Source organism: Streptococcus sp. DTU_2020_1000888_1_SI_GRL_NUU_041A (genome assembly GCF_032387735.1).
GTDB classification, from domain to species: domain Bacteria; phylum Bacillota; class Bacilli; order Lactobacillales; family Streptococcaceae; genus Streptococcus; species Streptococcus sanguinis.
Genome location: NZ_CP135591.1, coordinates 26,594 through 49,330 on the forward strand (window position 1 = coordinate 26,594; position 22,737 = coordinate 49,330).

The window sequence follows — 22,737 nt, forward strand, 5'->3', positions numbered from 1 at the left end:
CATTTAAATAGTTGGTAAATTGACAATTTGTCTCATCCCTTGGTATTCTTTGATTTTAGAAATTTTTATGTAGTAAAATTCTTGACTTTTTTTAGAGTTCGAACTATACTTAATAGTAGGTAATATTAGGTAACGGGGAGTTACAATTATTTTTGAAAAGTAACGAGGAGATGAGATAATGAAAAAGGTTTTGCTTTCAAGTGCTGTGGCCCTTTCACTTTTCGCGGCTGCTGCACCAGTATTTGCTGAGGGTACAGCCAGTCTTTGGGTTAATGACATTGATAATAATGAAGTTCCCCAAGGCAGTACGGACTCAGAATCTAATAAAGTTATGGATGAATTGCAGGCCTATAGAGATGCACAATCAGCTCTGGATCAGCAAGTTGCTGAAGCTAAGAAAGCTCCGGTTGGCAAAAGTGCTGTGATGGAGGATCAAGCTGGTAACAAAGTTCTTGTTATTGGTGAGGGAGAGTCGGCTAATGCGGATCAGTCTTCAGTGGCACCATCTACTACAGATCCATCTACACCGGCTTATTCGGTAGCACCTTACTCCACAGCCTCTTCATCAGTTCCAACTTTTCCAGCACCGTCTCAATCTTCGGCGGCATCGTCTTCAGCGGCAGGTAAAAAGAAGGCTAAAAAATCAGAAAATAAAGCAAAAAAAGCTCTGGAAGCAAAAGAAGAGAACAAGGAAAATGAGGAGAATTCTGAAGAAAAGTCACTTCCTAAGACAAGTGCAGTCAAATAATTTTGTCTTTAATTTGTGCTAACGCCTAAATATCACTGAGCCTTTGTTCGGTGATATTTTTTGTAAAAAATGAAAAATAAAGGATTTTTAGATTATGCAAGAAAAAGATAGGAGTCAAGCTTCGAATAAGAAACAGCTCCTTGTTGTTGGCATCTGCCTCCTGCTGATTGTTCTGGTTATTGTTTCTGTTTTTTATTCTTTCCGTTCATCAGCATCAGGTAGCAAGCTTCGAGTTTCGCATCCTAGCAGGATTGAAACGTCAAGCTCATCTGCATCTTCAAGTCAGACAGAAAAGGATTATTTAGCAGAACGTTTTGCTAAACTGAAGGCTGTGAATTCAGAAACGATAGGCTATGTCTATGCTCCTGGTACACAGTTGGATGAGCCAGTGGTGCAAACGAAAGATAATGCGACTTATCTGCTGAAGACTTTTGAAGGAAAGCAAGAGCCCTATATGGGAGCGGTCTTTATGGATAAGGACAATCATAAAGATTTCAGCGATCGTCTGACTTGGCTTTTCGGGCATGCTCGGGGTAGCAAGGCAGGAGATCATCGCATGTTTAATGATGTCAACTACTATGATCGTCAGGATTATTTTGACAAACATAGATATGTCGTGATTGAGACTCCTGAGCGTAAGTATTATTATCAAGCTATGGGATTGGTTATCGTGCCGGAAGAGACAGCTTTTTATCGGACGGAGTTTAAGGATGATGAGGACTTTACGACTCAGCTTAGAAATATCTATGAAGCAGCTCGTACTAAGGATCCTAAGATCCAGATTAAGGCGAGTGACCGGTATTTGGTTCTCTCAACCTGCCGTGAGGAAGATGACACAATTCGTTCTAACCTTTATTTGAGGCAGATTCCTGATTCAGAACTGCCAGATTTTCTGGCCAAGCATAGCAAGGAATTGACCTATACTCCGACTCGTTGATTGGCCAGTCACGTGAGATGTGGCTATATCCATTATCTGCCAGAGAAGAATTTTAAGGCAAGGAAAAAAGGGACTAAGTGCAAGCTTAGTCCTTTTTCTGCATAAGAAATCATGTAATAGCTTTTGCTATGCTTCTGCATTTATAGTATAATAGTTCTATTGAGCGGCTGGAGGTATGTATGGATTTAAGTAAGAAATTTAATAAAAACTTAGAAAAAATAGAAATTTCGCTGATTCGTCAGTTTGACCAATCAATTTCTGCTATTCCGGGAGTTCTTCGGCTAACCTTAGGGGAGCCGGACTTTACAACACCGGATCATATCAAAGAAGCAGCCAAGGCGGCGATTGATGCTAATCAAAGTCACTACACTGGTATGAGCGGTCTCTTGGAGCTGCGTCAGGCGGCCAGCTGCTTTGTGAAAGAAAAGTACAATCTGCACTATCGCCCAGAAGATGAGCTCTTGGTCACTATCGGGGCGACAGAGGCCTTGTCAGCTACGCTGACAGCCATTCTAGAAGAAGGAGATAAGGTCTTGCTGCCAGCTCCTGCTTATCCAGGCTATGAGCCTATTGTCAATCTAGTAGGGGCAGAGATTGTCGAGATTGATACAACGGCCAATAACTTTGTCCTCACTCCAGAGATGCTGGAAGCGGCTATTTTAGAACAGGGTGAGCAGCTAAAAGCGGTCATTCTTAATTATCCAGCCAATCCGACCGGCGTGACTTATTCGCGGGAGCAGATAAAAGCTCTGGCGGATGTCCTAGGAAAATACCAAGTCTTTGTGGTCTGCGATGAGGTCTATTCTGAGCTGACCTATACGGAGCAGGGGCATGTCTCCATCGCGGAGTATCTGCCAGACCAAACTATCGTCATCAACGGCCTGTCTAAGTCTCATGCCATGACTGGCTGGCGGTTGGGCTTTATCTTTGCTCCAGCAGTTTTCACTGCTCAGCTGATTAAGAGCCATCAGTATCTCGTAACAGCGGCCAATACCATGGCTCAGTTTGCTGGTATTGAAGCCCTGACAGTTGGGAAAGATGATGCGGAGCCAATGAAGGCTGAGTATATACAGCGCCGCGATTATATCATAGGGAAAATGGCTGAGCTAGGCTTTAAGATTATCAAACCAGACGGGGCTTTTTATATCTTTGCTAAGATACCAGATGGTTATAATCAAGATTCTTTTGCTTTTCTGCAGGATTTTGCAGAGAGGAAGGCTGTGGCCTTTATCCCGGGAGCAGCTTTTGGTCAATATGGGGAAGGCTATATCCGTCTATCCTATGCGGCTAGTATGGAGACGATTCGAGAAGCCCTGAAACGCCTCAAGGACTACATGGAGGACTATGCTTAAATCTCTAACAAGTCAAGGTCTGGTTCTCTATAACCGCAATTTCCGTGAGGATGATAAGCTGGTCAAGATCTTTACTGAACAGGCTGGCAAGCGTATGTTTTTCGTCAAGCATGCTGGTAAATCTAAGCTAGCACCCGTCATTCAGCCTTTGACTGCGGCGAACTTGTTGATGAAAATCAATGATGATGGTCTTAGCTATATCGAGGACTATCAGGATGTAGTCACCTACCATCGCATCAATGAGGACTTATTCATCATGGCCTATGCCAGCTATGTGGCAGCCTTGGCAGATGCCAGTCTTCAGGACAATCAGCCGGATCCGGCGCTCTTTGCTTTTTTGCAGAAAACTTTGGAGATGATGAATAATGGTCTGGACTATGAGGTGCTGACCAATATCTTTGAGATTCAGATTTTGTCACGTTTTGGGGTTTCGCTGAACTTCCATGATTGTGCCTTTTGTCATCGGACGGGTCTGCCTTTTGACTTTTCTTTCAAATATAGCGGAGTCCTTTGCCCTGATCATTACCATCAGGATGAACGGCGCTGTCATCTGAATCCTAATCTTCCTTTTCTGCTGGATCAGTTTCAGGCAGTCCGCTTTAGCGAATTGGAGACCATTTCTTTGAAGCCAGATATTAAAAAGCAGCTGCGGGATTTTATCGACCTGCTCTATGATGAATATGTCGGCATCCATCTCAAATCCAAAAAATTTATAGATTCTCTGGGAGACTGGGGAAGCATTTTAAAAGATAAGAACGAGGAATAAATTGAATGAAAAAAATAGCTGTTGATGCTATGGGAGGGGACAATGCCCCTCAGGCTCTGGTGGAAGGAGCTAATCGAGCGGTACAGGAGTTTTTGGATATTGAAATTCTCCTTTATGGCGATGAAGCGAAAATCAAGCCTTATCTGACTGCTGGTGAGCGGATCCGCATCATCCACACGGAGGAGAAGATTGACTCGGACGACGAGCCGACCAAGGCCATCCGTCAGAAGAAAGAGGCTAGTATGGTACTGGCAGCCAAGGCTGTGAAGGCAGGGGAAGCAGATGCTATGCTATCTGCTGGAAATACTGGAGCACTTTTGGCAGCAGGATTCTTTATCGTGGGGCGTATCAAGAATATTGACCGACCGGGGCTCTTATCTACTATGCCAACGGTTGGAGGTCAGGGATTTGATATGCTGGATTTGGGAGCTAATGCTGAAAACACAGCCCATCATTTACACCAGTATGCGACTTTGGGTTCTTTCTATGCTGAAAATGTCCGAGGAATCAAGAAGCCGAGGGTGGGTCTCTTGAATAACGGAACAGAAAGTAGCAAGGGCGACCCTCTGCGCAAGGAAGCCTACGAGCTTTTAGCTGGGGATTCGACACTTAACTTTATCGGCAATGTAGAAGCGCGTGATTTGATGAATGATGTGGCGGATGTTGTCGTTGCAGATGGCTTTACTGGTAATGCTGTTCTGAAATCAATCGAAGGAACTGCTATCAGTATCATGGGTCAGCTGAAGAAGTCTATTTTAGGCGGTGGTTTCAAAGCTAAATTGGGAGCTTGGTTGCTCAAGGATAGCCTGCGAGGGCTCAAAAATAGTCTAGACTATTCTAGTGCAGGCGGTGCAGTTCTATTCGGTTTGAAAGCGCCTGTTGTCAAAACGCATGGCTCTAGCGATGCTAAGGCTGTTTATAGCACGATTCGTCAGATTCGGACCATGTTGGAAACGGATGTTGTTGGTAAATCGGTCATTGAATTTTCAGATGCAAAGGAGTAACCATGAGCGAAAAAGAAATTTATGCAAAAATTGTCGAAATCATTCAAGAACATGACAGCAGTAAGCTGCATGTCACTCCAGAGTTGAATTTGAAAGAAGAACTGGGAGTGGACTCTGTTGATTTGATGGAGTTTATCATCAATCTGGAAGAAGCTTTTGATATTGAGATTCCTGACGAGGATATGGATAACTTCAAAACAATTTCCGACGTGGTGGCTTATATCCACGAAAAACTGAAGAAGCAACATTAAAAATCAAAGATCGGTATCTTCCGGTCTTTTTTCGTATCTTGGAAAGGAAACGATTTCTTTAACTAGGTACATAAAGTTTATACGGAATTTCTTGTAAAATATATTCAAAGATGATAAAATGAGGGTATAAAACCACGAAAGGCGAATATTAAAATGTCTAATAAGTTATTATATTCGGGAAAGGCTAAGGATATTTTCTCTACAGATGATGAGCAAGTCATTCTGGCACGCTACAAGGACCAGGCAACGGCTTTTAATGGAGTCAAGAAGGAGCAGATTGCTGGTAAAGGAGTGCTCAACAACCAGATTTCATCTTTTATTTTTGAGAAACTCAATGCAGCTGGTGTGGCGACGCATTTCATTGAGAAGGTTTCGGATACAGACCAGCTAAATAAAAAAGTAGAGATTATTCCTTTGGAAGTGGTGCTGCGCAACTACACAGCGGGTTCTTTTTCCAAACGTTTTGGAGTAGAAGAGGGCATCGTGCTTGAAACTCCGATTGTGGAATTTTACTACAAAAATGACGATTTAGACGATCCTTTCATCAATGACGAGCATGTGAAATTCTTGAAGATTGCTAGCGACGAAGAAATTGCCTTTTTGAAAGAGGAGACTCGTCGAATCAACGAGCTTTTGTCAGACTGGTTCCGCCAAATCGGACTGAAATTGATTGATTTCAAGTTAGAGTTCGGCTTTGACAAAGATGGCAAGATTATTCTGGCAGATGAATTTTCACCAGACAATTGCCGCCTCTGGGATGCGGAAGGTCATCACATGGATAAGGATGTTTTCCGGCGTGGCCTTGGTGAACTGACAGATGTCTATCAGGTTGTTTGGGAAAAATTGCAGGCGATTAAATAAGGGCAGGGTGTGAAAAATCATGGACAAGCGTATTTTTGTAGAGAAGAAGAGTAACTTCGGCGTGAAGTCACAGAGCTTGGTGAGAGAGCTGACGCATAATCTTCAGTTGAAAACATTGTCAGATCTTCGGATGATTCAAGTTTATGATGTCTTTCATCTGGCAGAAGATTTGGTCGCTCGAGCTGAAAAGCATATTTTCTCTGAGCAAGTGACTGATAGATTGCTGACGGGGGAGGAAGTAGAGGCTGCACTTGCAGAGACAGCGTTTTTTGCCATCGAAGCGCTGCCGGGTCAGTTTGACCAACGAGCAGCCAGCTCTCAGGAGGCTCTCTTTTTGCTCGGTGCTGGGACAGATGTTCTGGTGAGAACCGCTCAGCTTTATTTGGTCAACAAAGACATCTCAGACAGCGAGTTGGCAGCAATCAAGAAATACTTGCTGAATCCAGTTGATTCACGCTTTAAAGATATTGAGCAACCAATCCAGCTGGAGCAATTCTCCGAGTCAGATAAGACCATTCCGGTTCTAGACTTCTTTAAGGACTATACAGAAGCGGACTTTAAGGCCTACAAGCAGGAGCATGGTCTGGCTATGGAAGTGGCAGATTTGCTCTTTATTCAAGACTATTTCAAGTCGATTGGCCGTTTCCCGACAGAGACTGAGCTTAAGGTTTTAGATACTTACTGGTCTGATCACTGTCGACATACGACCTTTGAGACGGAGTTGAAGAAGATTGATTTTTCGGCTTCTAAGTTTGAAAAGCAACTGCAGGTCACTTATGATAAATACTTGGCTATGCGCGATGAGCTGGGGCGTGGGGATAAACCACAGACTCTCATGGATATGGCGACTATTTTTGGTCGCTATGAGCGAGCTAATGGCCGTCTGGATGACATGGAAGTGTCTGATGAGATCAATGCCTGCTCAGTAGAGATTGAAGTGGATGTGGATGGTGTCAAGGAGCCTTGGCTGCTGATGTTTAAAAATGAAACCCACAACCACCCAACAGAAATTGAACCTTTTGGAGGGGCTGCGACCTGTATCGGAGGAGCCATTCGTGATCCGCTTTCTGGTCGTTCTTATGTTTATCAGGCTATGCGGATTTCAGGTGCGGGTGATATTACTCAGCCGATTGCTGAAACGCGGGCTGGCAAGCTCCCTCAGCAGGTCATTTCAAAAACTGCAGCGCACGGCTATTCTTCTTACGGGAATCAAATTGGTCTAGCAACGACCTATGTCCGTGAGTATTTCCATCCAGGCTTTGTAGCCAAGCGGATGGAGCTAGGTGCAGTTGTTGGTGCGGCTCCTAAGGAAAATGTTGTCCGTGAAAAGCCAGTAGCAGGTGATGTGGTCATCTTGCTGGGAGGTAAGACGGGCCGTGATGGCGTCGGCGGTGCAACAGGATCGTCCAAGGTACAGACAGCTGCGTCTGTGGAGACGGCTGGTGCGGAAGTCCAAAAAGGAAATGCTATAGAGGAGCGCAAGATTCAGCGCCTCTTCCGCGATGGCAATGTAACTCGCCTGATTAAGAAATCCAATGACTTTGGGGCTGGTGGGGTCTGCGTAGCTATTGGTGAATTGGCGGACGGACTGGAAATTGACCTTGACAAGGTACCACTCAAATACCAAGGACTTAACGGTACAGAAATCGCGATTTCTGAATCGCAGGAGCGGATGGCAGTAGTGGTACGCCCAGAAGATGTGGAACAATTTATCGCTGCAGCAGCTAAGGAAAATCTGCTGGCAGTTGTAGTAGCAAAAGTGACAGAAAAGCCGAATCTGGTTATGCACTGGAACGGGGAAACCATCGTAGATATTGAGCGGAGTTTTCTAGATACCAATGGTGTGCGCGTGGTTGTGGATGCCAAGGTTGTGGATTCCCAAGCAGCATTGCCAGGGCAGACTGTGACTTCTGAAGCGACTTTGGAGCAGGACCTCAAGAGCTTGCTCAGCGACCTCAATCATACCAGTCAAAAGGGGCTGCAGACCATCTTTGACAGCTCTGTTGGTCGTTCTACTGTCAATCATCCTATCGGCGGGCGCTACCAAATTACGCGGACTGAGGCTTCTGTGCAGAAGCTGCCAGTTGAGCATGGCAAGACAGAGACTGTATCTGTGATGGCCCAGGGCTACAATCCTTATGTGGCAGCTTGGTCACCTTATCATGGAGCAGCTTATGCAGTGATTGAAGCGACAGCTCGCTTGGTTGCTGCTGGTTCGGACTGGTCCAAGGCTCGCTTCTCTTATCAGGAATACTTTGAGCGGATGGATAAGCAGGCCGAGCGTTTTGGACAGCCGGTCTCTGCTCTGCTTGGTTCGATTGAAGCCCAGATTCAGCTAGGTTTGCCGTCTATCGGTGGCAAGGATTCCATGAGCGGAACTTTTGAAGAATTGACCGTACCGCCGACCTTAGTAGCTTTTGGCGTGACTACTTCAACTGCTGGGCGCATCCTGTCTCCAGAGTTTAAGGCGGCAGGAGAGTCTATCTACTATCTGCCAGGGCAGTTCCTGTCTCAGGATATTGACTTTGACTTAATCAAGAATAACTTTGAAAATTTTGCGGCCATTCAGGATAAGTATGAGATTACCGCTGCCGCTGCTGTCAAATATGGTGGTCTGGCAGAGAGTCTGGCCTTGATGAGCTTTGGTAATCGCATCGGTGCTCAAGTGGATGTTGCTGATTTGCCTTCCGTTTTGCAGGCGCAACTGGGCGGATTTGTCTTTACCAGTCCGGAGCAGGATATTCCAGGCGCAGTGAAGATCGGTCAGACCAAGCCAGACTTTACCCTGATTGTCAATGGTGTCCAGCTTGAGGGAGCAGAGCTTTTGGCAAGCTTTGAAGGCCGACTAGAGTCTATCTACCCGACAGAATTTAAACAGGAAACAGTTATTGAAGAAGTGCCGGCTCTTGTCTCTGATACAGTTATCAAAGCCAAAGAGACAGTAGCGGAGCCGTTAGTTTACATTCCAGTCTTCCCTGGAACCAACTCAGAATACGACTCAGCCAAAGCCTTTGAAGCAGCTGGAGCCAAGGTCAATCTAGTTCCATTCGTTACTTTGGATGAAGCAGCCATTGTTCAGTCCGTTGACACCATGGTTGACAACATTGACAAGGCAAATATCATCTTCTTTGCAGGCGGCTTCTCTGCTGCAGATGAGCCAGATGGATCCGCTAAGTTTATCGTCAACATCTTGCTAAACGAGAAGGTCAAGAAAGCCATCGATGCTTTCATTGCTCGCGGCGGTCTCATCATTGGTATCTGTAATGGCTTCCAGGCTCTGGTTAAATCCGGCCTTCTTCCTTACGGGAACTTCGAAGAAGCAGGGGCTAGCAGCCCAACTCTCTTTTATAATGATGCCAACCAGCACGTGGCTAAGATGGTTGAAACCCGCATTGCCAATACCAACTCGCCTTGGCTAGCTGGTGTGCAAGTGGGAGATATCCATACCATTCCGGTTTCACATGGTGAAGGGAAATTTGTCGTGACGGCTGAGGAATTTGCTGAGCTGCGTGACAATGGTCAGATTTGGAGTCAGTACGTGGACTTTGACGGTCAGCCAAGCATGGACAGCAAGTATAATCCAAACGGCTCTCTCTACGCTATCGAAGGAATTATGAGTAAGAACGGCCAAATCATCGGGAAGATGGGGCACTCAGAGCGTTATGAAGACGGTCTTTTCCAAAATATTCCAGGTCAGAAAGACCAGAAATTGTTTGAAAGCGCCGTTCGTTATTTCCAAGCGAGTCACGAATAAAGTTGGCTTGCAAGAGCAAGCAATCAAAGAAGGAGTCTGCTTGGCCTGTTAGGCCAGGTTTTCTCCCTTTTACAAGACAAAAGAATTTAGGTAAAACAATGACATACGAAGTAAAGTCACTGAATGAAGAGTGCGGTATTTTTGGAATCTGGGGCCATCCACAGGCGGCTCAGGTCACCTATTTCGGACTTCATAGTCTGCAGCACCGAGGTCAGGAAGGAGCAGGCATCCTGTCAAACGACCATGGAAAGCTCAAACGCCACCGCGATTTGGGATTGGTTGCAGAGGTCTTTAAAAACCCAGCAGACTTGGATAATCTGACAGGAGAAGCAGCCATCGGCCATGTCCGTTATGCAACGTCTGGTGGGGCCTCCATCAACAATGTCCAGCCTTTCTTTTTCAGTTTCTATGATATGCAGATGGGCTTGGCGCATAATGGCAATCTTACCAATGCCTATTCACTGAGACGGGAGTTGGAAAAGAAGGGTTCCATCTTTGCTAGCTCGTCTGATACGGAAATTCTCATACACTTGATTCGCCATAGCGAGCAGGAAAATTTCTTAGACAAGCTCAAGGAATCCTTGAGACGAATTCAGGGCGGCTTTGCCTATCTCATCATGAGAGAGGACAAGCTCTACGCTGCGCTGGATCCTAATGGCTTTCGTCCTTTGTCCATCGGCCGCATGAAAAATGGGGCCTGGGTCGTTTCCAGTGAAACCTGTGCTTTTGAAGTGGTGGGTGCCGAATGGGTGCGTGACCTTGAGCCAGGGGAAATCGTGATTATCGATGATAAAGGTGTGACCTACGACAGCTATACGACAGATACCCAGCTGGCTATTTGCTCAATGGAATATGTCTATTTCGCTCGACCGGACAGCGTCATTCACGGGGTCAATGTCCATGCAGCCCGCAAGCGGATGGGCCGCAGACTGGCTCAGGAATTCCAGCATGAGGCAGATATCGTTGTCGGCGTACCGAATTCTTCCCTGTCAGCAGCCTCTGGCTTTTCCGAAGAGTCTGGCCTGCCAAATGAAATGGGCCTGATTAAAAATCAATACATCCAACGGACTTTTATCCAGCCGACGCAGGAGTTGCGAGAGCAAGGAGTTCGTATGAAATTATCTGCCGTTTCCAGCATTGTCAAGGGCAAGCGCGTGGTCATGGTGGATGACTCTATCGTACGGGGAACAACCAGCCGACGCATCGTCCAGCTCCTACGAGATGCAGGTGCAGCTGAAGTCCATGTGGCTATCGGCAGTCCAGAACTTAAATATCCATGTTTCTATGGCATTGATATTCAGAATCGACGCGAGCTCATCTCGGCTAATCATACGGTTGATGAGGTCTGTGAGATTATAGGAGCTGACAGCTTGACTTACCTGTCGCTGGAAGGTCTCATTGAATCAGTTGGTATTGAGACGGAAGCTCCGAATGGCGGACTTTGTGTGGCTTACTTTGACGGTCAGTACCCAACTCCGCTCTATGACTATGAAGAGCGCTATCTGGAAAGCCTGAAGGAAAAGACAAGTTTTTATTAAAACGAGGTCAGCGGTTCTTGTCGCAATCTTTTTCAAAAATAAGAGTAAGGAAGAAAATTATGACAAATAAAAATGCATACGCTCAATCCGGTGTGGATGTTGAAGCAGGTTATGAAGTTGTTGAGCGAATCAAAAAGCATGTGGCACGTACAGAGCGGGCTGGTGTCATGGGGGCGCTGGGTGGCTTTGGTGGCATGTTCGACCTGTCTCAGACTGGGGTCAAGGAGCCAGTGCTGATTTCTGGTACGGATGGGGTCGGAACCAAGCTCATGCTGGCCATTCAGTATGACAAGCACGATACCATTGGGCAGGACTGTGTGGCTATGTGTGTCAACGACATCATTGCTGCAGGGGCTGAGCCCCTTTACTTCCTGGACTATATTGCCACTGGGAAAAATGAACCAGCAAAGCTGGAGCAAGTTGTTGCCGGTGTGGCTGAAGGCTGTGTTCAGTCTGGAGCTGCCTTGATTGGCGGGGAAACCGCTGAAATGCCAGGTATGTACGGTGAAGATGATTATGACCTAGCTGGTTTTGCTGTCGGGGTTGCTGAAAAGTCAGAGATTATTGATGGCTCTAACGTCGCAGAGGGCGATGTCCTTTTGGGATTGGCTTCCAGTGGCATCCACTCAAATGGTTATTCTCTCGTTCGTCGTGTTTTTGCGGACTATATTGGTGAGGAAGAACTGCCAGAATTGGAAGGTAAGAAACTCAAGGAAGTGCTGCTTGAGCCGACTCGTATCTATGTCAAGGCTTTGCTGCCGCTGATTAAGGAAAAGCTGGTTCATGGGATTGCCCATATTACTGGTGGCGGTTTTATCGAAAATGTGCCTCGCATGTTTGCCGATGACTTGGCTGCTGAGATTGAAGAAGATAAGATTCCAGTCTTGCCGATTTTTAAGGCTTTAGAAAAATATGGTCATATCAAGCACCAAGAAATGTTTGAAATCTTCAATATGGGACTAGGGATGATTTTGGCAGTTGCTCCTGAAAATGTGAATCGTGTCAAAGAACTTCTTGACGAGCCTGTTTATGAAGTTGGCCGGATTGTCAAAAAAGAAAGTGAAAGTGTCCTTATCAAATGAAAAAAATTGCCGTTTTTGCTTCGGGAAATGGATCAAATTTCCAAGTGATTGCTGAGCAGTTTCCTGTTGAATTTGTTTTTTCAGACCATCGCGATGCCTATGTGCTTGATCGGGCGGATAAGCTAGGTGTCAAAAGCTATGCCTTTGAGCTTAGAGAGTTTGACAGCAAGGTGGCTTACGAGCAAGCCATTGTAGACCTGCTAGAAGCGCATCAGATTGACTTGGTTTGCCTAGCAGGCTATATGAAAATTATCGGGCCCACCTTGCTTAGTGCTTATGAAGGCCGTATCATCAATATCCATCCAGCCTATCTGCCAGAATTTCCAGGCGCTCATGGCATTGAGGATGCTTGGAATGCTGGCGTGGACCAGTCTGGTGTGACCATTCATTGGGCGGACTCGGGCGTTGACACTGGCAAGATCATCCAGCAAGTGCGCGTGCCTCGACTAGCTGATGATACAATTGAAAGTTTTGAAGAACGCATCCATGCCGCCGAGTATCAACTCTATCCTCAAGTGCTGGAGAGTTTAGGGGTAGGGAGAAGGTAAGAAGTAAATCAAGTTTTGATTGTGCAATATTGCTAGGAGAAAAAATGATTGAGCTGAAATTAGTAGATGAGAGCAGCTTTCAGGCAGTGCTGGATTTGAAAATATCTGAAGCTGATAAACGAGCACGTTTCGTGGCTCCAAATGTGCGCTCTTTAGCTGACGCATGGCTCTACCGGAAAAATGAAGATGTGTTTCCGATGGCAATCTATTGGGATAAGCAAGTGGTTGGCTTTCTCCTACTGGAAATAGACAAGGATGAAGCGGAATACTTTATCTGGCGGATAATGATTGGTCAGCAGTACCAAGGAAGAGGCTATGGTCGAAAAGCCTTGGAAGTTCTGATCAAAAAGGCTCAGATGGATAGAGCTTGTAGTCATATTATCGCAGATTATGTAGTTGGAAATGAAAAAATGAAGCGCCTGCTGACTAGTCTGGGTTTTCAGGAAACAGGATTTATAGAAGAGAATAACGAAGTCGCTATGCGCTTGGATCTAAAGAAAGAGGAATAGAATGACGAAAAAAGCCCTAATCAGTGTATCAGACAAGACAGGCATTGTAGAATTTGCGAAAGAGCTGAAAGCTCTGGGCTGGGATATCATCTCAACCGGTGGTACCAAGGTGGCCTTAGACAATGAAGGAGTGGGCACCATTGCCATTGATGATGTGACTGGCTTTCCAGAGATGATGGATGGCCGTGTCAAGACCCTCCACCCAAACATTCACGGCGGCCTCTTGGCTCGTCGGGACTTGGATAGCCACCTGCAAGCAGCCAAGGAGAATCAGATTGAACTCATTGACCTGGTCGTGGTGAACCTTTATCCTTTTAAAGAAACCATTCTCAAGCCAGGTGTGGAGTATGCGGACGCAGTGGAAAATATTGACATCGGTGGGCCCTCTATGCTCCGCTCTGCGGCTAAAAATCATGCCAGCGTGACAGTTGTTGTAGATCCGGCTGATTATGCTCTTGTTCTGGAAGAGTTGGCAGCAAATGGCCAAACGACCTATGAAACGCGGCAACGTTTGGCAGCGAAGGTTTTCCGTCATACAGCAGCTTATGATGCTTTGATTGCAGATTATTTCACGGATCAGGTGGGCGAAAGCAAGCCTGAAAAGCTGACCTTGACCTATGAACTCAAGCAGCCCATGCGCTACGGGGAAAACCCCCAGCAGGATGCGGATTTCTATCAGACGGCCTTGCCACTGGACTATTCCATCGCTTCCGCCAAGCAGCTGAATGGAAAAGAGTTGTCTTTCAATAACATTCGCGATGCCGATGCGGCCATTCGGATTATTCGAGATTTCAAGTATCGGCCAACTGTTGTGGCGCTAAAACATATGAATCCATGTGGTATCGGTCAGGCAGATGATATCGAGACAGCTTGGGACTATGCTTATGAATCTGATCCAGTTTCTATTTTTGGTGGAATTGTCGTCCTCAACCGTGAGGTGGATGCTGCGACAGCTGAGAAGATGCACGGTATTTTCCTAGAAATTATCATCGCACCTAGCTACACGGCAGAAGCGCTAGCTATTTTGACCAATAAAAAGAAAAATCTGCGGATTTTGGAGTTGGCTTTTGATGCGCAAGCAGCTTCTGGAACCGAGAAGGAAGTGACCGGTGTTCTAGGTGGTCTCCTCGTGCAAAACCAAGATGTTATCGAGGAAAATCCAGCTGATTGGCAAGTCGTGACCAAGCGCCAGCCGAGCGAGCAGGAGCGTGTGGCTTTGGAATTTGCTTGGAAGTCCGTCAAATATGTCAAATCTAATGGTATCATCATCACCAATGACCGTCAGGTGCTGGGAGTCGGTCCCGGTCAGACCAACCGTGTGGCTTCTGTCAAGATTGCTATTGAGCAAGCCCAAGATCGCCTTGACGGTGCCGCTCTGGCTTCTGACGCCTTCTTCCCTTTTGCGGACAATATCGAAGAGATCGCAGCCGCTGGCATCAAAGCTATCATCCAGCCTGGTGGATCTGTCCGTGATGAGGAATCTATTATCGCGGCTGACAAGCATGGCTTGACTATGATATTCACCAGCGTACGGCATTTTAGGCATTAAGAAATAGAAAAAATCCTCGGCTCGACCGAGGATTTTTGAGTAGACTTATACTCAATGAAAATCATGAACAAACTAAGCAGGAGCAGTCTGCTCAAAGCACTGGTTTGAAGTGGTTGAGGAGCGCGAAAGCGACTTATTTAGGGTAGATATAGGTCAGGCGGCCCCAGTAGGAAGCAGTTGGGTCAAACCAGCCACGGAAGTTGCTGATGTACTGCTTGCCGAGATAGTTAGACTCTTGGATCTGGATGCGGGTATTGGATTCGACATGCGTGACGACACCAACATGGCCGTAGCCGCCGTCATCCCAGCAGGCGATGGCGCCAACCTCAGGCGTACTGCCGGTACGGAATCCAGCTCTTCTGGCACTAGCTGCCCATTGACCGCCGTTGCCCCAGTAATTTCCTGCCCAAGGAGCTAGAGCCTTGGCTCCCCAAGTACATTGACCGACAGGATAAGTTGTCGCATTAGCAGCGGCATAGTTTGGCTGAATATTAGCTGATTGAACGCTTGATTTCTCAACCTGATAGCTAGTTCCAGTCAAACCAATCAGTTGTCCCGCTTTTCTACGATAGACATGGGTATGGAATAGACCGTTCCCCTTGTGTTTCTGAGTGTCCACGGTGAATTTGTAGGTTCCATTGCCAACCTTATTGGCGGTATACCATTGTAAATCATCTTGTCCATTGGCTTCTGACCAAGTTGGCAGAATAATATCGCCATCTCCGTAGGCGTCTGTCACTGTCACCTCGTAGCGATTAGCATCGGATTTCTTGACTGCAACCTTGGCTTGAATTTGGTCGGTAGACATTGGTGTGGGATCAGCTGCGTAGTTGTGTTCGCTACCATCATTGTAAGTGATATAGACATGATTATTATAGGTCCCAGACAAAGCCTGATGATTGCGGATATCAAAGGTCGCACTGAAGGTTCCGTCTCCGTTAGGCGTTGCCTTATACCATTTAAGATTGCTCTGATTGCTAGTGCTCCAAATGGGAACTTGGACAGACTTTATGGGTTTAGATAAAGCTGTTTCAGTGATTTTTACAGTATAGGTTCCTTGTTTGGGGTTGATATTTTCTATAGTAAAAAGCGGCTTTTGCTCCTCTTCAGAAGGCAATTTTCCACTATCAACTTCAACTGTCGTTCCTGTTATACCAGTTGATTCCGGTTGAACATAGCTTTGGCCGTAAAGGTGGATATTGTAAGTCCCAGTGTCGTAGTTATGCTTTCTGAGTTCCACCCGAGCGCTGTAGCTGCCATCTGGATTTTTGCTTGCTTCGTACCATTGTAAATCATCTTGCCCTTTCTTATCAGACCAAGTTGGAAGAACAATTCGATGCATGGTGTCAGGTACGTTTTTGACAGTAATTTCCATGATACCGGTCTGAGGGAAGCTGGTCTCAACAGTAGGATTAGGTTTTTCTAAATTGAAAGTGGTTCCGTTTAAGCCAATCATCTTACCATCTTTATTTTCATAAGTATGAATGTGATAAGTTCCATAGCCTTTGTGATTTGAAAGTTCAAATTCAGTAATATCTTGTCCTGCATTGTACCATTTGATATCATCTTGTCCATTTTCATCAGACCAAACAGCATGTAAAATATTGGAATTTATTTGGTCTTTGTTGCGATTAAAGTGAATTTGAGCGGTTTTCCCTAGGATATTAGAGGTGACATTAACGGCTGGTTTATCGAGAGTAAAGGTTGTTCCATTCAAACCAATTAATTTTCCATAGAGATCAATATAGGTATGAACATGAAAGGTTCCGTAACCTGGATGGCTACTCAGGTTAATGTCAGTGTTAGTAGTAGTTGTTGATGGCGCTTCATACCATTTGATATCATCCTGTCCGTTCTCGTCAGACCAAACAGCGTGGAGAATACGATGAGGTTCTTGAGCTTGGGAACGGGTATAACTAATAGAGGCTGTACGATCGTTCACAGTCACATCGACATTGCTGGCACGATCAGTAGGGCCTAGAATTTTGACTTCAGATTCAGGCGTTTCGGTCGCATGAACTGTTGAGTGGCTTGCAAAGAGACCTAGGACAGCTCCGGATAATAAAAACAGTTTTTGATATTTCTTCATAAAACTCCTTTGTGAGAATGGTTTTGGATGGGCCCACCTGTATTATTCGGAAAACTTATTTGAAAATGATAGTAAATTTGACAAGTCCTGAATATCTTTTGTCTACAATGGGTACAATCCACTCAAAAAGGAGAATGCAGAAGCCAACAATAATTACGGCGATCATATAGAAGAGGCATTCTTTTTCTCATTAGAATGGAATAAAACGAACGATTATGATATAATTTAGATAAATAATTCGTAAAAATGGCAATAATTTTTACGTGGTGTGTTAGCTTGGTGCGTAAGCGCCTGTGATATTTGATATTGAGGTATCTTAGCTATGAAGCTTTTAGTCGTTGGTTCAGGCGGTCGTGAGCACGCGATTGCCAAGAAGTTGTTGGAGTCTAAGGATGTGGAGCAGGTTTTTGTCGCTCCTGGAAATGATGGCATGACCTTGGATGGGTTGGATTTAGTAAACATTGGAATTTCCGAACATTCTAAACTAATTGAATTTGCCAAGGAGAATGATATTGCTTGGTCCTTTATCGGTCCGGATGATGCCCTGGCAGCTGGAATTGTAGATGATTTTAACCAAGCTGGACTCAAGGCTTTCGGTCCATCTCGTTTAGCAGCGGAGCTGGAGTGGTCCAAGGATTTTGCTAAGGAAATCATGGTCAAATACGGTGTTCCGACAGCAGCCTATGGCACATTTTCCGACTTTGAGGAAGCTAAAGCCTACATCGAAAAGCAGGGAGCGCCTATCGTGGTCAAGGCGGACGGATTAGCCTTGGGCAAGGGCGTGGTCGTAGCGGAGACCGTAGAGCAGGCGGTTGAGGCAACTCACGATATGCTCTTGGACAATAAGTTCGGCGACAGCGGTGCGCGTGTGGTTATCGAGGAGTTTCTAGACGGTGAGGAGTTTTCCCTATTTGCCTTTGTCAATGGCGACAAGTTTTACATCCTGCCGACGGCCCAGGACCATAAGCGGGCCTATGATGGGGACAAGGGGCCCAATACAGGCGGTATGGGAGCCTATGCGCCAGTGCCTCACTTGCCACAAAGCGTGGTGGATCAGTCAGTTGAGACGATTATCAAGCCGGTTCTCAAAGGCATGATAACTGAGGGCCGACCTTATCTGGGCGTGCTCTACGCTGGGCTGATTCTGACAGCAGATGGTCCTAAGGTCATCGAGTTCAACTCGCGCTTCGGCGATCCGGAGACCCAGATTATCCTGCCGCGCTTGACGTCTGACTTTGCGCAGAACATCACGGACATTTTGGACAAGAAGGAGCCGACTATCACCTGGCTGGATGAGGGCGTGACCCTTGGCGTGGTTGTCGCATCAAATGGCTACCCGCTGGACTATAAGAAAGGCCTGCCTCTGCCGGAGAAGACAGCCGGCGACATCATCACCTACTATGCTGGGGCTAAGTTTGCGGAAAATAGCAGAGCACTGCTGTCGAATGGCGGCCGAGTGTACATGCTGGTCACCACAGCAGATACCGTCTCAGCTGCGCAGGAAAGAATCTACGACCAACTAAAAAAACAAGACACAACAGGACTTTTTTATAGACATGATATTGGTGGTAAGGCTTTGTAAATCAAATCTATGAAACTTTTAGCCGTGAGACTTAAAAATAGACTTCAGGTATTTGAAAAATGAAAAATAGGTTGCTATTTTTAGAAGGTTCAAGCTTGACCTCACGAGAAACTTTGACAGTTTTGTTGAAAGAAGGCTATAAAATTGATGTGTTATCTCCTAGAAGATTTTCCATTGCACACTTCAGTCGTCTAACCCATAGAGTTCCGATAGTTGATGTGAATCGTTTTCCTGTAGATTATCTGAGACAGGTTAGTCAGTTGCTTCATAAAACCAATTACAAGGCCATTTTGCCAACACATGAAGAAGGCTGGTTATTGGCAAATGGGAAACAATTTTTGCCTCAATCGCTACCAATCGCCCTTGCTGATCAAGAGCAGTTTGAAAAGTTGGCTGGGAAGATTGCTTTTGCTGAAACTGCGGATTTGTTAGGACTGCCTACACCTAAGTGGGAGCATGTGAAAGATGCAGACTCCATCCGGCTAGACTATCCTTATTGGCTGAAAGCAGATTATGGTACGGCTGGTCGCTCGGTTTATAAGATTTCAAGTAAGAAAGATTTGGATGAAGTGACGAGCAAATTAACAGCGAGTGATGAGGAATGGATGGTTCAGCAAGACATAGTTGGAGACTATGGTCAGGTTCAAGCAGTGTTTGATCATGGAGAATTACTCGCAGTGCATTCTAGCGTAAAAGTAGGTTCTGGCGCGGGTGGTTCGGCTGCGGCAAGATTAGGCATAGAATCTAAAAGAACGAGAGAGCATGTTGAAAAATTAGGACAATATATACAATGGCATGGTTGCCTAACCCTAGATTTTATACGTAGGGGAGACCAATTTTACTATATAGAGTGTAACCCTAGAATGGTAGAGCCTGCTAACGCCTATAAAGCAGGAGTTAATTTTCCAAAAATCATGATAGAACTAGCCAGTCACAGCTACGCTAAATCTGAGGTCATTCTTGGTCAAGCAGGCATTGAGACGCATAGTCTGATGGCTTTGATTATTGGAACAGCTGAGAAGACGAAAAGTAGAAGAAAAATATTGCAGACAATAAAGTACTGGCTTTTAAGACGTGATAGTGAAGAAGTGTTGACACCTGTCTGGAAGGATTTGCCGAGCATTATACCTCTTGTGACAATTATACTTCGTTTATTGCTAAAACCTAAGAGCGTTGAAAATCTGGTTAATCAGACTGTTAAACATTATAGTGTTGAATCAGCCACTGTAAAAAATATTGAGCAAAAGAATTAGTTTATTCAGAGGAGAAAATATGAAACCAATTATTTCCATCATTATGGGCTCCAAATCCGACTGGGCAACCATGCAAAAAACAGCCCAAGTCTTAGACCGCTTTGGTGTAGCCTATGAAAAGAAAGTCGTCTCTGCCCACCGCACGCCTGACATCATGTTCCAACATGCGGAAGAAGCTCGCAGTCGCGGTATCAAAGTTATTATTGCAGGTGCTGGTGGTGCCGCCCATTTGCCAGGAATGGTAGCAGCTAAAACCACTCTGCCTGTTATCGGTGTACCGGTCAAATCACGCGCTCTCAGCGGTCTGGACTCTCTTTATTCGATTGTGCAGATGCCAGGCGGTGTGCCAGTGGCAACTATGGCTATTGGGGAAGCAGGAGCAACAAATGCGGCTCTCTTTGCCCTCCGCCTTCTTTCAGTAGAGGATCAGGCTATTGCGACAGCTTTGGCGGATTTTGCAGAAGAACAAGGAAAAATTGCTGAGGAGTCTACGAATGAGCTCATCTAAAACAATCGGAATCATCGGTGGTGGTCAGTTGGGGCAGATGATGGCCATTTCTGCTATCTACATGGGGCACAAGGTCATCGCGCTGGATCCTGCGGCGGATTGCCCAGCCTCTCGCGTGGCAGAGATTATCGTAGCGCCTTATAATGACGTGGACGCCCTGCGTCAGCTGGCTGAGCGTTGCGATGTCCTGACCTATGAGTTTGAAAATGTCGATGCGGACGGTTTGGATGCCGTTATCAAGGATGGTCAGCTCCCTCAAGGAACGGACCTGCTCCGCATTTCTCAAAATCGGATTTTTGAAAAGGATTTTCTCGCAAACAAGGCTCAAGTCACCGTGGCACCCTACAAAGTCGTGACTTCTAGTCAAGACTTGGAAGACATCGACCTGTCGAAAAATTATGTCCTCAAGACTGCGACTGGTGGCTATGACGGACATGGGCAAAAGGTCATTCGCTCAGAAGCAGATTTGGAAGGAGCCTATGTGCTAGCGGATTCAGCAGCCTGTGTTTTGGAAGAATTTGTCAACTTTGACCTTGAAATTTCTGTCATTGTATCAGGAAATGGCAAGGATGTGACGGTTTTCCCAGTTCAGGAAAACATCCACCGCAACAATATCCTGTCTAAGACCATTGTGCCAGCTCGCATTTCTGATAGTCTAGCTGACAAGGCCAAAGCAATGGCGGTGCGAATCGCAGAACAGCTCAAGCTGTCTGGAACCCTCTGCGTGGAAATGTTTGCGACGGCTGATGACATCATCGTCAATGAGATTGCTCCACGTCCACACAATTCTGGCCACTACTCAATTGAAGCCTGCGACTTCTCGCAGTTTGATACCCATATTCTGGGCGTCCTTGGAGCACCGTTGCCAGCTATCCACCTGCATGCGCCGGCCGTCATGCTCAACGTTCTTGGCCAGCATGTCGAGGCCGCTGAAAAATATATCACAGAAAATCCAAGCGCCCACCTCCACCTGTATGGTAAAATAGAAGCGAAGCACAACCGCAAAATGGGGCATGTGACTTTGTTTAGTGATACGCCGGATAGTGTGGTTGAGTTTGGGGAGGGAATTGATTTTTGAAATGACAGAAGAATTTGATGAATTGCTAGATGATGAAATAACTACCGTTACACTGACTTATACGGACGATTTGATTGTTCCAGAGATTGCGGATAGAGAGGGGATTCATATTTTAGAGAGAGCTGGCAATCAGCTAGTCTTAGAATATTCTTGTTCCGTGAAGGAAGTTAAGGATTATCTGAGTAGTTACGGCCTGCCTAGACATCCTGAGAGAATTTCATTTGAATTTTCTATACATGAAGACTCAAAAAATGATAATCTTTAAAGCTAAATGGAGACCAGTTTATGATTCAAATTATTGTCAACGCTTTTGTGGAGGAAGGAAAAGAAATCGCCGTTGTGGAAGTGCTCTTTGCCAGCAGCGACCAGGAAACAGTAAAGGCCAAATATCAAGAACTGACAGCTCAGTATCCAGACAATTATTTGGCAATCTTCGACTTGCCGCTGGATACTGACCTTAACACCCTGCCACACTATCCGTCGGTGGCGATAAGCAAGGAGGAGTTTGATTAGCCTATGAAAACTATCGGTCTGATTGGCGGTATGAGTTGGGAAAGTACCACCTCTTACTACCAAATCATCAACGAAACCATCAAAAAAGAGCTAGGTGGCTTGCATTCAGCTAAGATTCTGCTTTACAGTGTTGATTTTGCAGAGGTTGAGCATTATCAAGCAGTCGGAGACTGGGAGAAAAGCGCTCAACTTTTGACAGATATTGCTCAGCGCTTGGAGCAAGCAGGTGCAGATTTCATTGTTATTTGCACCAACACCATGCACAAGGTTGCTCCGCAGATACAAGAACAGATTACGATTCCAATCTTGCATATTGCGCAGGCAACTGCGCAGGCCTTGTTGGCTGACGGTATTCAAAAAGTCGGTCTCCTAGGAACCAAGTACACCATGACTCAAGATTTTTACAAGGAGAAATTAATAGAGTCTGGGTTAGAAGTGCTGATTCCAGACCAAGCTGGTATTACAGAAGTCAATCGGATTATTTATGACGAGCTCTGTCTAGGAGATATCAACGAAAGCTCAAAGCAGACTTATCTTGCCGTTATAGATGATTTGAAAAAAGCAGGCGCTGAAGCTGTTATCTTGGGTTGTACCGAGATTGGTCTCCTCGTTAAGCAATTCGATACTGACCTGCCTCTCTACGACACAACGGTGATTCATGCGGAGAAAGCAGCGGAGTGGGCGGTAAAAGTTTAAGAAACCAAGTACAACAGCAAAATAGGATACGTAATCTTGTTTAGTGATGCGCCGGATAGCGTGGTTGAGTTTGGGGAGCAAGACAGGACTCCAGTTATAAGGTCCGTCGTCTTACCCCT

The 22,737-nt window shown here is 45.8% G+C and carries 21 protein-coding genes; 20 read left to right on the forward strand and 1 reads right to left on the reverse strand.

Annotation, left to right across the window (positions count from 1 at the left end):
* Positions 1 to 178: 178 nt before the first annotated feature.
* From RSK81_RS00215 to purH, 13 genes are all read left to right on the forward strand, one after another.
* Positions 179 to 748, forward strand: coding sequence for an LPKTxAVK-anchored surface protein (locus RSK81_RS00215; RefSeq protein WP_002911319.1), 570 nt, complete (start codon positions 179 to 181; stop codon positions 746 to 748).
* Positions 749 to 842: 94 nt separating this feature from the next.
* Positions 843 to 1,685: a class B sortase, LPKTxAVK-specific gene (gene srtB / locus RSK81_RS00220; protein WP_002926490.1), complete on the forward strand. Its 843-nt coding sequence runs from the start codon at positions 843 to 845 to the stop codon at positions 1,683 to 1,685.
* Positions 1,686 to 1,864: 179 nt separating this feature from the next.
* Positions 1,865 to 3,037: a pyridoxal phosphate-dependent aminotransferase gene (locus RSK81_RS00225; protein WP_002926488.1), complete on the forward strand. Its 1,173-nt coding sequence runs from the start codon at positions 1,865 to 1,867 to the stop codon at positions 3,035 to 3,037.
* Positions 3,030 to 3,803 (forward strand): DNA repair protein RecO, encoded by a 774-nt coding sequence (gene recO, locus RSK81_RS00230; protein ID WP_002926487.1) that lies wholly within the window; start codon positions 3,030 to 3,032, stop codon positions 3,801 to 3,803. The genes RSK81_RS00225 and recO overlap by 8 nt, the downstream gene beginning before the upstream one ends.
* Before the next feature lie 5 nt (positions 3,804 to 3,808).
* Positions 3,809 to 4,807 (forward strand): phosphate acyltransferase PlsX, encoded by a 999-nt coding sequence (plsX, locus tag RSK81_RS00235; RefSeq protein ID WP_315687011.1) that lies wholly within the window; start codon positions 3,809 to 3,811, stop codon positions 4,805 to 4,807.
* 2 nt (positions 4,808 to 4,809) lie between these two features.
* A complete protein-coding gene (locus tag RSK81_RS00240) occupies positions 4,810 to 5,058 on the forward strand; it encodes an acyl carrier protein (RefSeq protein WP_002898839.1) in 249 nt (82 codons plus the stop codon).
* A 153-nt stretch (positions 5,059 to 5,211) separates the two neighbouring features.
* The gene (gene purC / locus RSK81_RS00245; RefSeq protein WP_315687012.1) at positions 5,212 to 5,919 is read left to right on the forward strand and encodes a phosphoribosylaminoimidazolesuccinocarboxamide synthase; all 708 of its coding nucleotides are present in this window, start codon (positions 5,212 to 5,214) and stop codon (positions 5,917 to 5,919) included.
* Positions 5,920 to 5,938: 19 nt separating this feature from the next.
* The gene (locus RSK81_RS00250; protein WP_315687013.1) at positions 5,939 to 9,673 is read left to right on the forward strand and encodes a phosphoribosylformylglycinamidine synthase; all 3,735 of its coding nucleotides are present in this window, start codon (positions 5,939 to 5,941) and stop codon (positions 9,671 to 9,673) included.
* A gap of 98 nt (positions 9,674 to 9,771) precedes the next feature.
* Positions 9,772 to 11,211, forward strand: coding sequence for an amidophosphoribosyltransferase (gene purF, locus RSK81_RS00255; RefSeq protein WP_315687014.1), 1,440 nt, complete (start codon positions 9,772 to 9,774; stop codon positions 11,209 to 11,211).
* 59 nt (positions 11,212 to 11,270) lie between these two features.
* A complete protein-coding gene (purM, locus tag RSK81_RS00260) occupies positions 11,271 to 12,293 on the forward strand; it encodes a phosphoribosylformylglycinamidine cyclo-ligase (protein WP_315687015.1) in 1,023 nt (340 codons plus the stop codon).
* Positions 12,290 to 12,841, forward strand: a complete 552-nt coding sequence (purN, locus tag RSK81_RS00265; protein WP_315687016.1) for a phosphoribosylglycinamide formyltransferase — start codon at positions 12,290 to 12,292, stop codon at positions 12,839 to 12,841. Before purM ends, purN begins: the two co-directional genes overlap by 4 nt.
* Before the next feature lie 44 nt (positions 12,842 to 12,885).
* Positions 12,886 to 13,350, forward strand: a complete 465-nt coding sequence (locus RSK81_RS00270) for a GNAT family N-acetyltransferase (RefSeq protein ID WP_002916802.1) — start codon at positions 12,886 to 12,888, stop codon at positions 13,348 to 13,350.
* 1 nt (position 13,351) lies between these two features.
* On the forward strand, positions 13,352 to 14,899 hold the full coding sequence (gene purH, locus RSK81_RS00275; RefSeq protein ID WP_315687017.1) for a bifunctional phosphoribosylaminoimidazolecarboxamide formyltransferase/IMP cyclohydrolase: 1,548 nt from the start codon (positions 13,352 to 13,354) through the stop codon (positions 14,897 to 14,899).
* A gap of 133 nt (positions 14,900 to 15,032) precedes the next feature.
* Here purH and RSK81_RS00280 read toward each other — a convergent pair whose 3' ends face one another.
* Positions 15,033 to 16,988, reverse strand: a complete 1,956-nt coding sequence (locus tag RSK81_RS00280) for a GBS Bsp-like repeat-containing protein (protein WP_315687018.1) — start codon at positions 16,986 to 16,988, stop codon at positions 15,033 to 15,035.
* Between the two features lie 322 nt (positions 16,989 to 17,310).
* On the opposite strand from RSK81_RS00280, the gene purD reads away from it, so the two are divergent.
* The 7 genes from purD to RSK81_RS00315 are packed head-to-tail and all read left to right on the forward strand — an operon-like array spanning position 17,311 to position 22,618.
* Positions 17,311 to 18,570, forward strand: a complete 1,260-nt coding sequence (gene purD, locus RSK81_RS00285) for a phosphoribosylamine--glycine ligase (RefSeq protein ID WP_004192668.1) — start codon at positions 17,311 to 17,313, stop codon at positions 18,568 to 18,570.
* A 59-nt stretch (positions 18,571 to 18,629) separates the two neighbouring features.
* Positions 18,630 to 19,823, forward strand: a complete 1,194-nt coding sequence (locus RSK81_RS00290; protein ID WP_004192665.1) for an ATP-grasp domain-containing protein — start codon at positions 18,630 to 18,632, stop codon at positions 19,821 to 19,823.
* 19 nt (positions 19,824 to 19,842) lie between these two features.
* A complete protein-coding gene (purE, locus tag RSK81_RS00295; protein ID WP_004192664.1) occupies positions 19,843 to 20,331 on the forward strand; it encodes a 5-(carboxyamino)imidazole ribonucleotide mutase in 489 nt (162 codons plus the stop codon).
* Positions 20,318 to 21,409: a 5-(carboxyamino)imidazole ribonucleotide synthase gene (gene purK, locus RSK81_RS00300; RefSeq protein WP_315687019.1), complete on the forward strand. Its 1,092-nt coding sequence runs from the start codon at positions 20,318 to 20,320 to the stop codon at positions 21,407 to 21,409. Before purE ends, purK begins: the two co-directional genes overlap by 14 nt.
* Before the next feature lies 1 nt (position 21,410).
* Complete coding sequence (locus tag RSK81_RS00305; protein WP_125357227.1) at positions 21,411 to 21,674, forward strand: hypothetical protein; 264 nt, start codon at positions 21,411 to 21,413, stop codon at positions 21,672 to 21,674.
* 20 nt (positions 21,675 to 21,694) lie between these two features.
* On the forward strand, positions 21,695 to 21,922 hold the full coding sequence (locus RSK81_RS00310; RefSeq protein WP_315687020.1) for a phosphoribosylaminoimidazole carboxylase: 228 nt from the start codon (positions 21,695 to 21,697) through the stop codon (positions 21,920 to 21,922).
* A 3-nt stretch (positions 21,923 to 21,925) separates the two neighbouring features.
* A complete protein-coding gene (locus RSK81_RS00315) occupies positions 21,926 to 22,618 on the forward strand; it encodes an aspartate/glutamate racemase family protein (protein WP_315687021.1) in 693 nt (230 codons plus the stop codon).
* Positions 22,619 to 22,737: the final 119 nt, after the last annotated feature.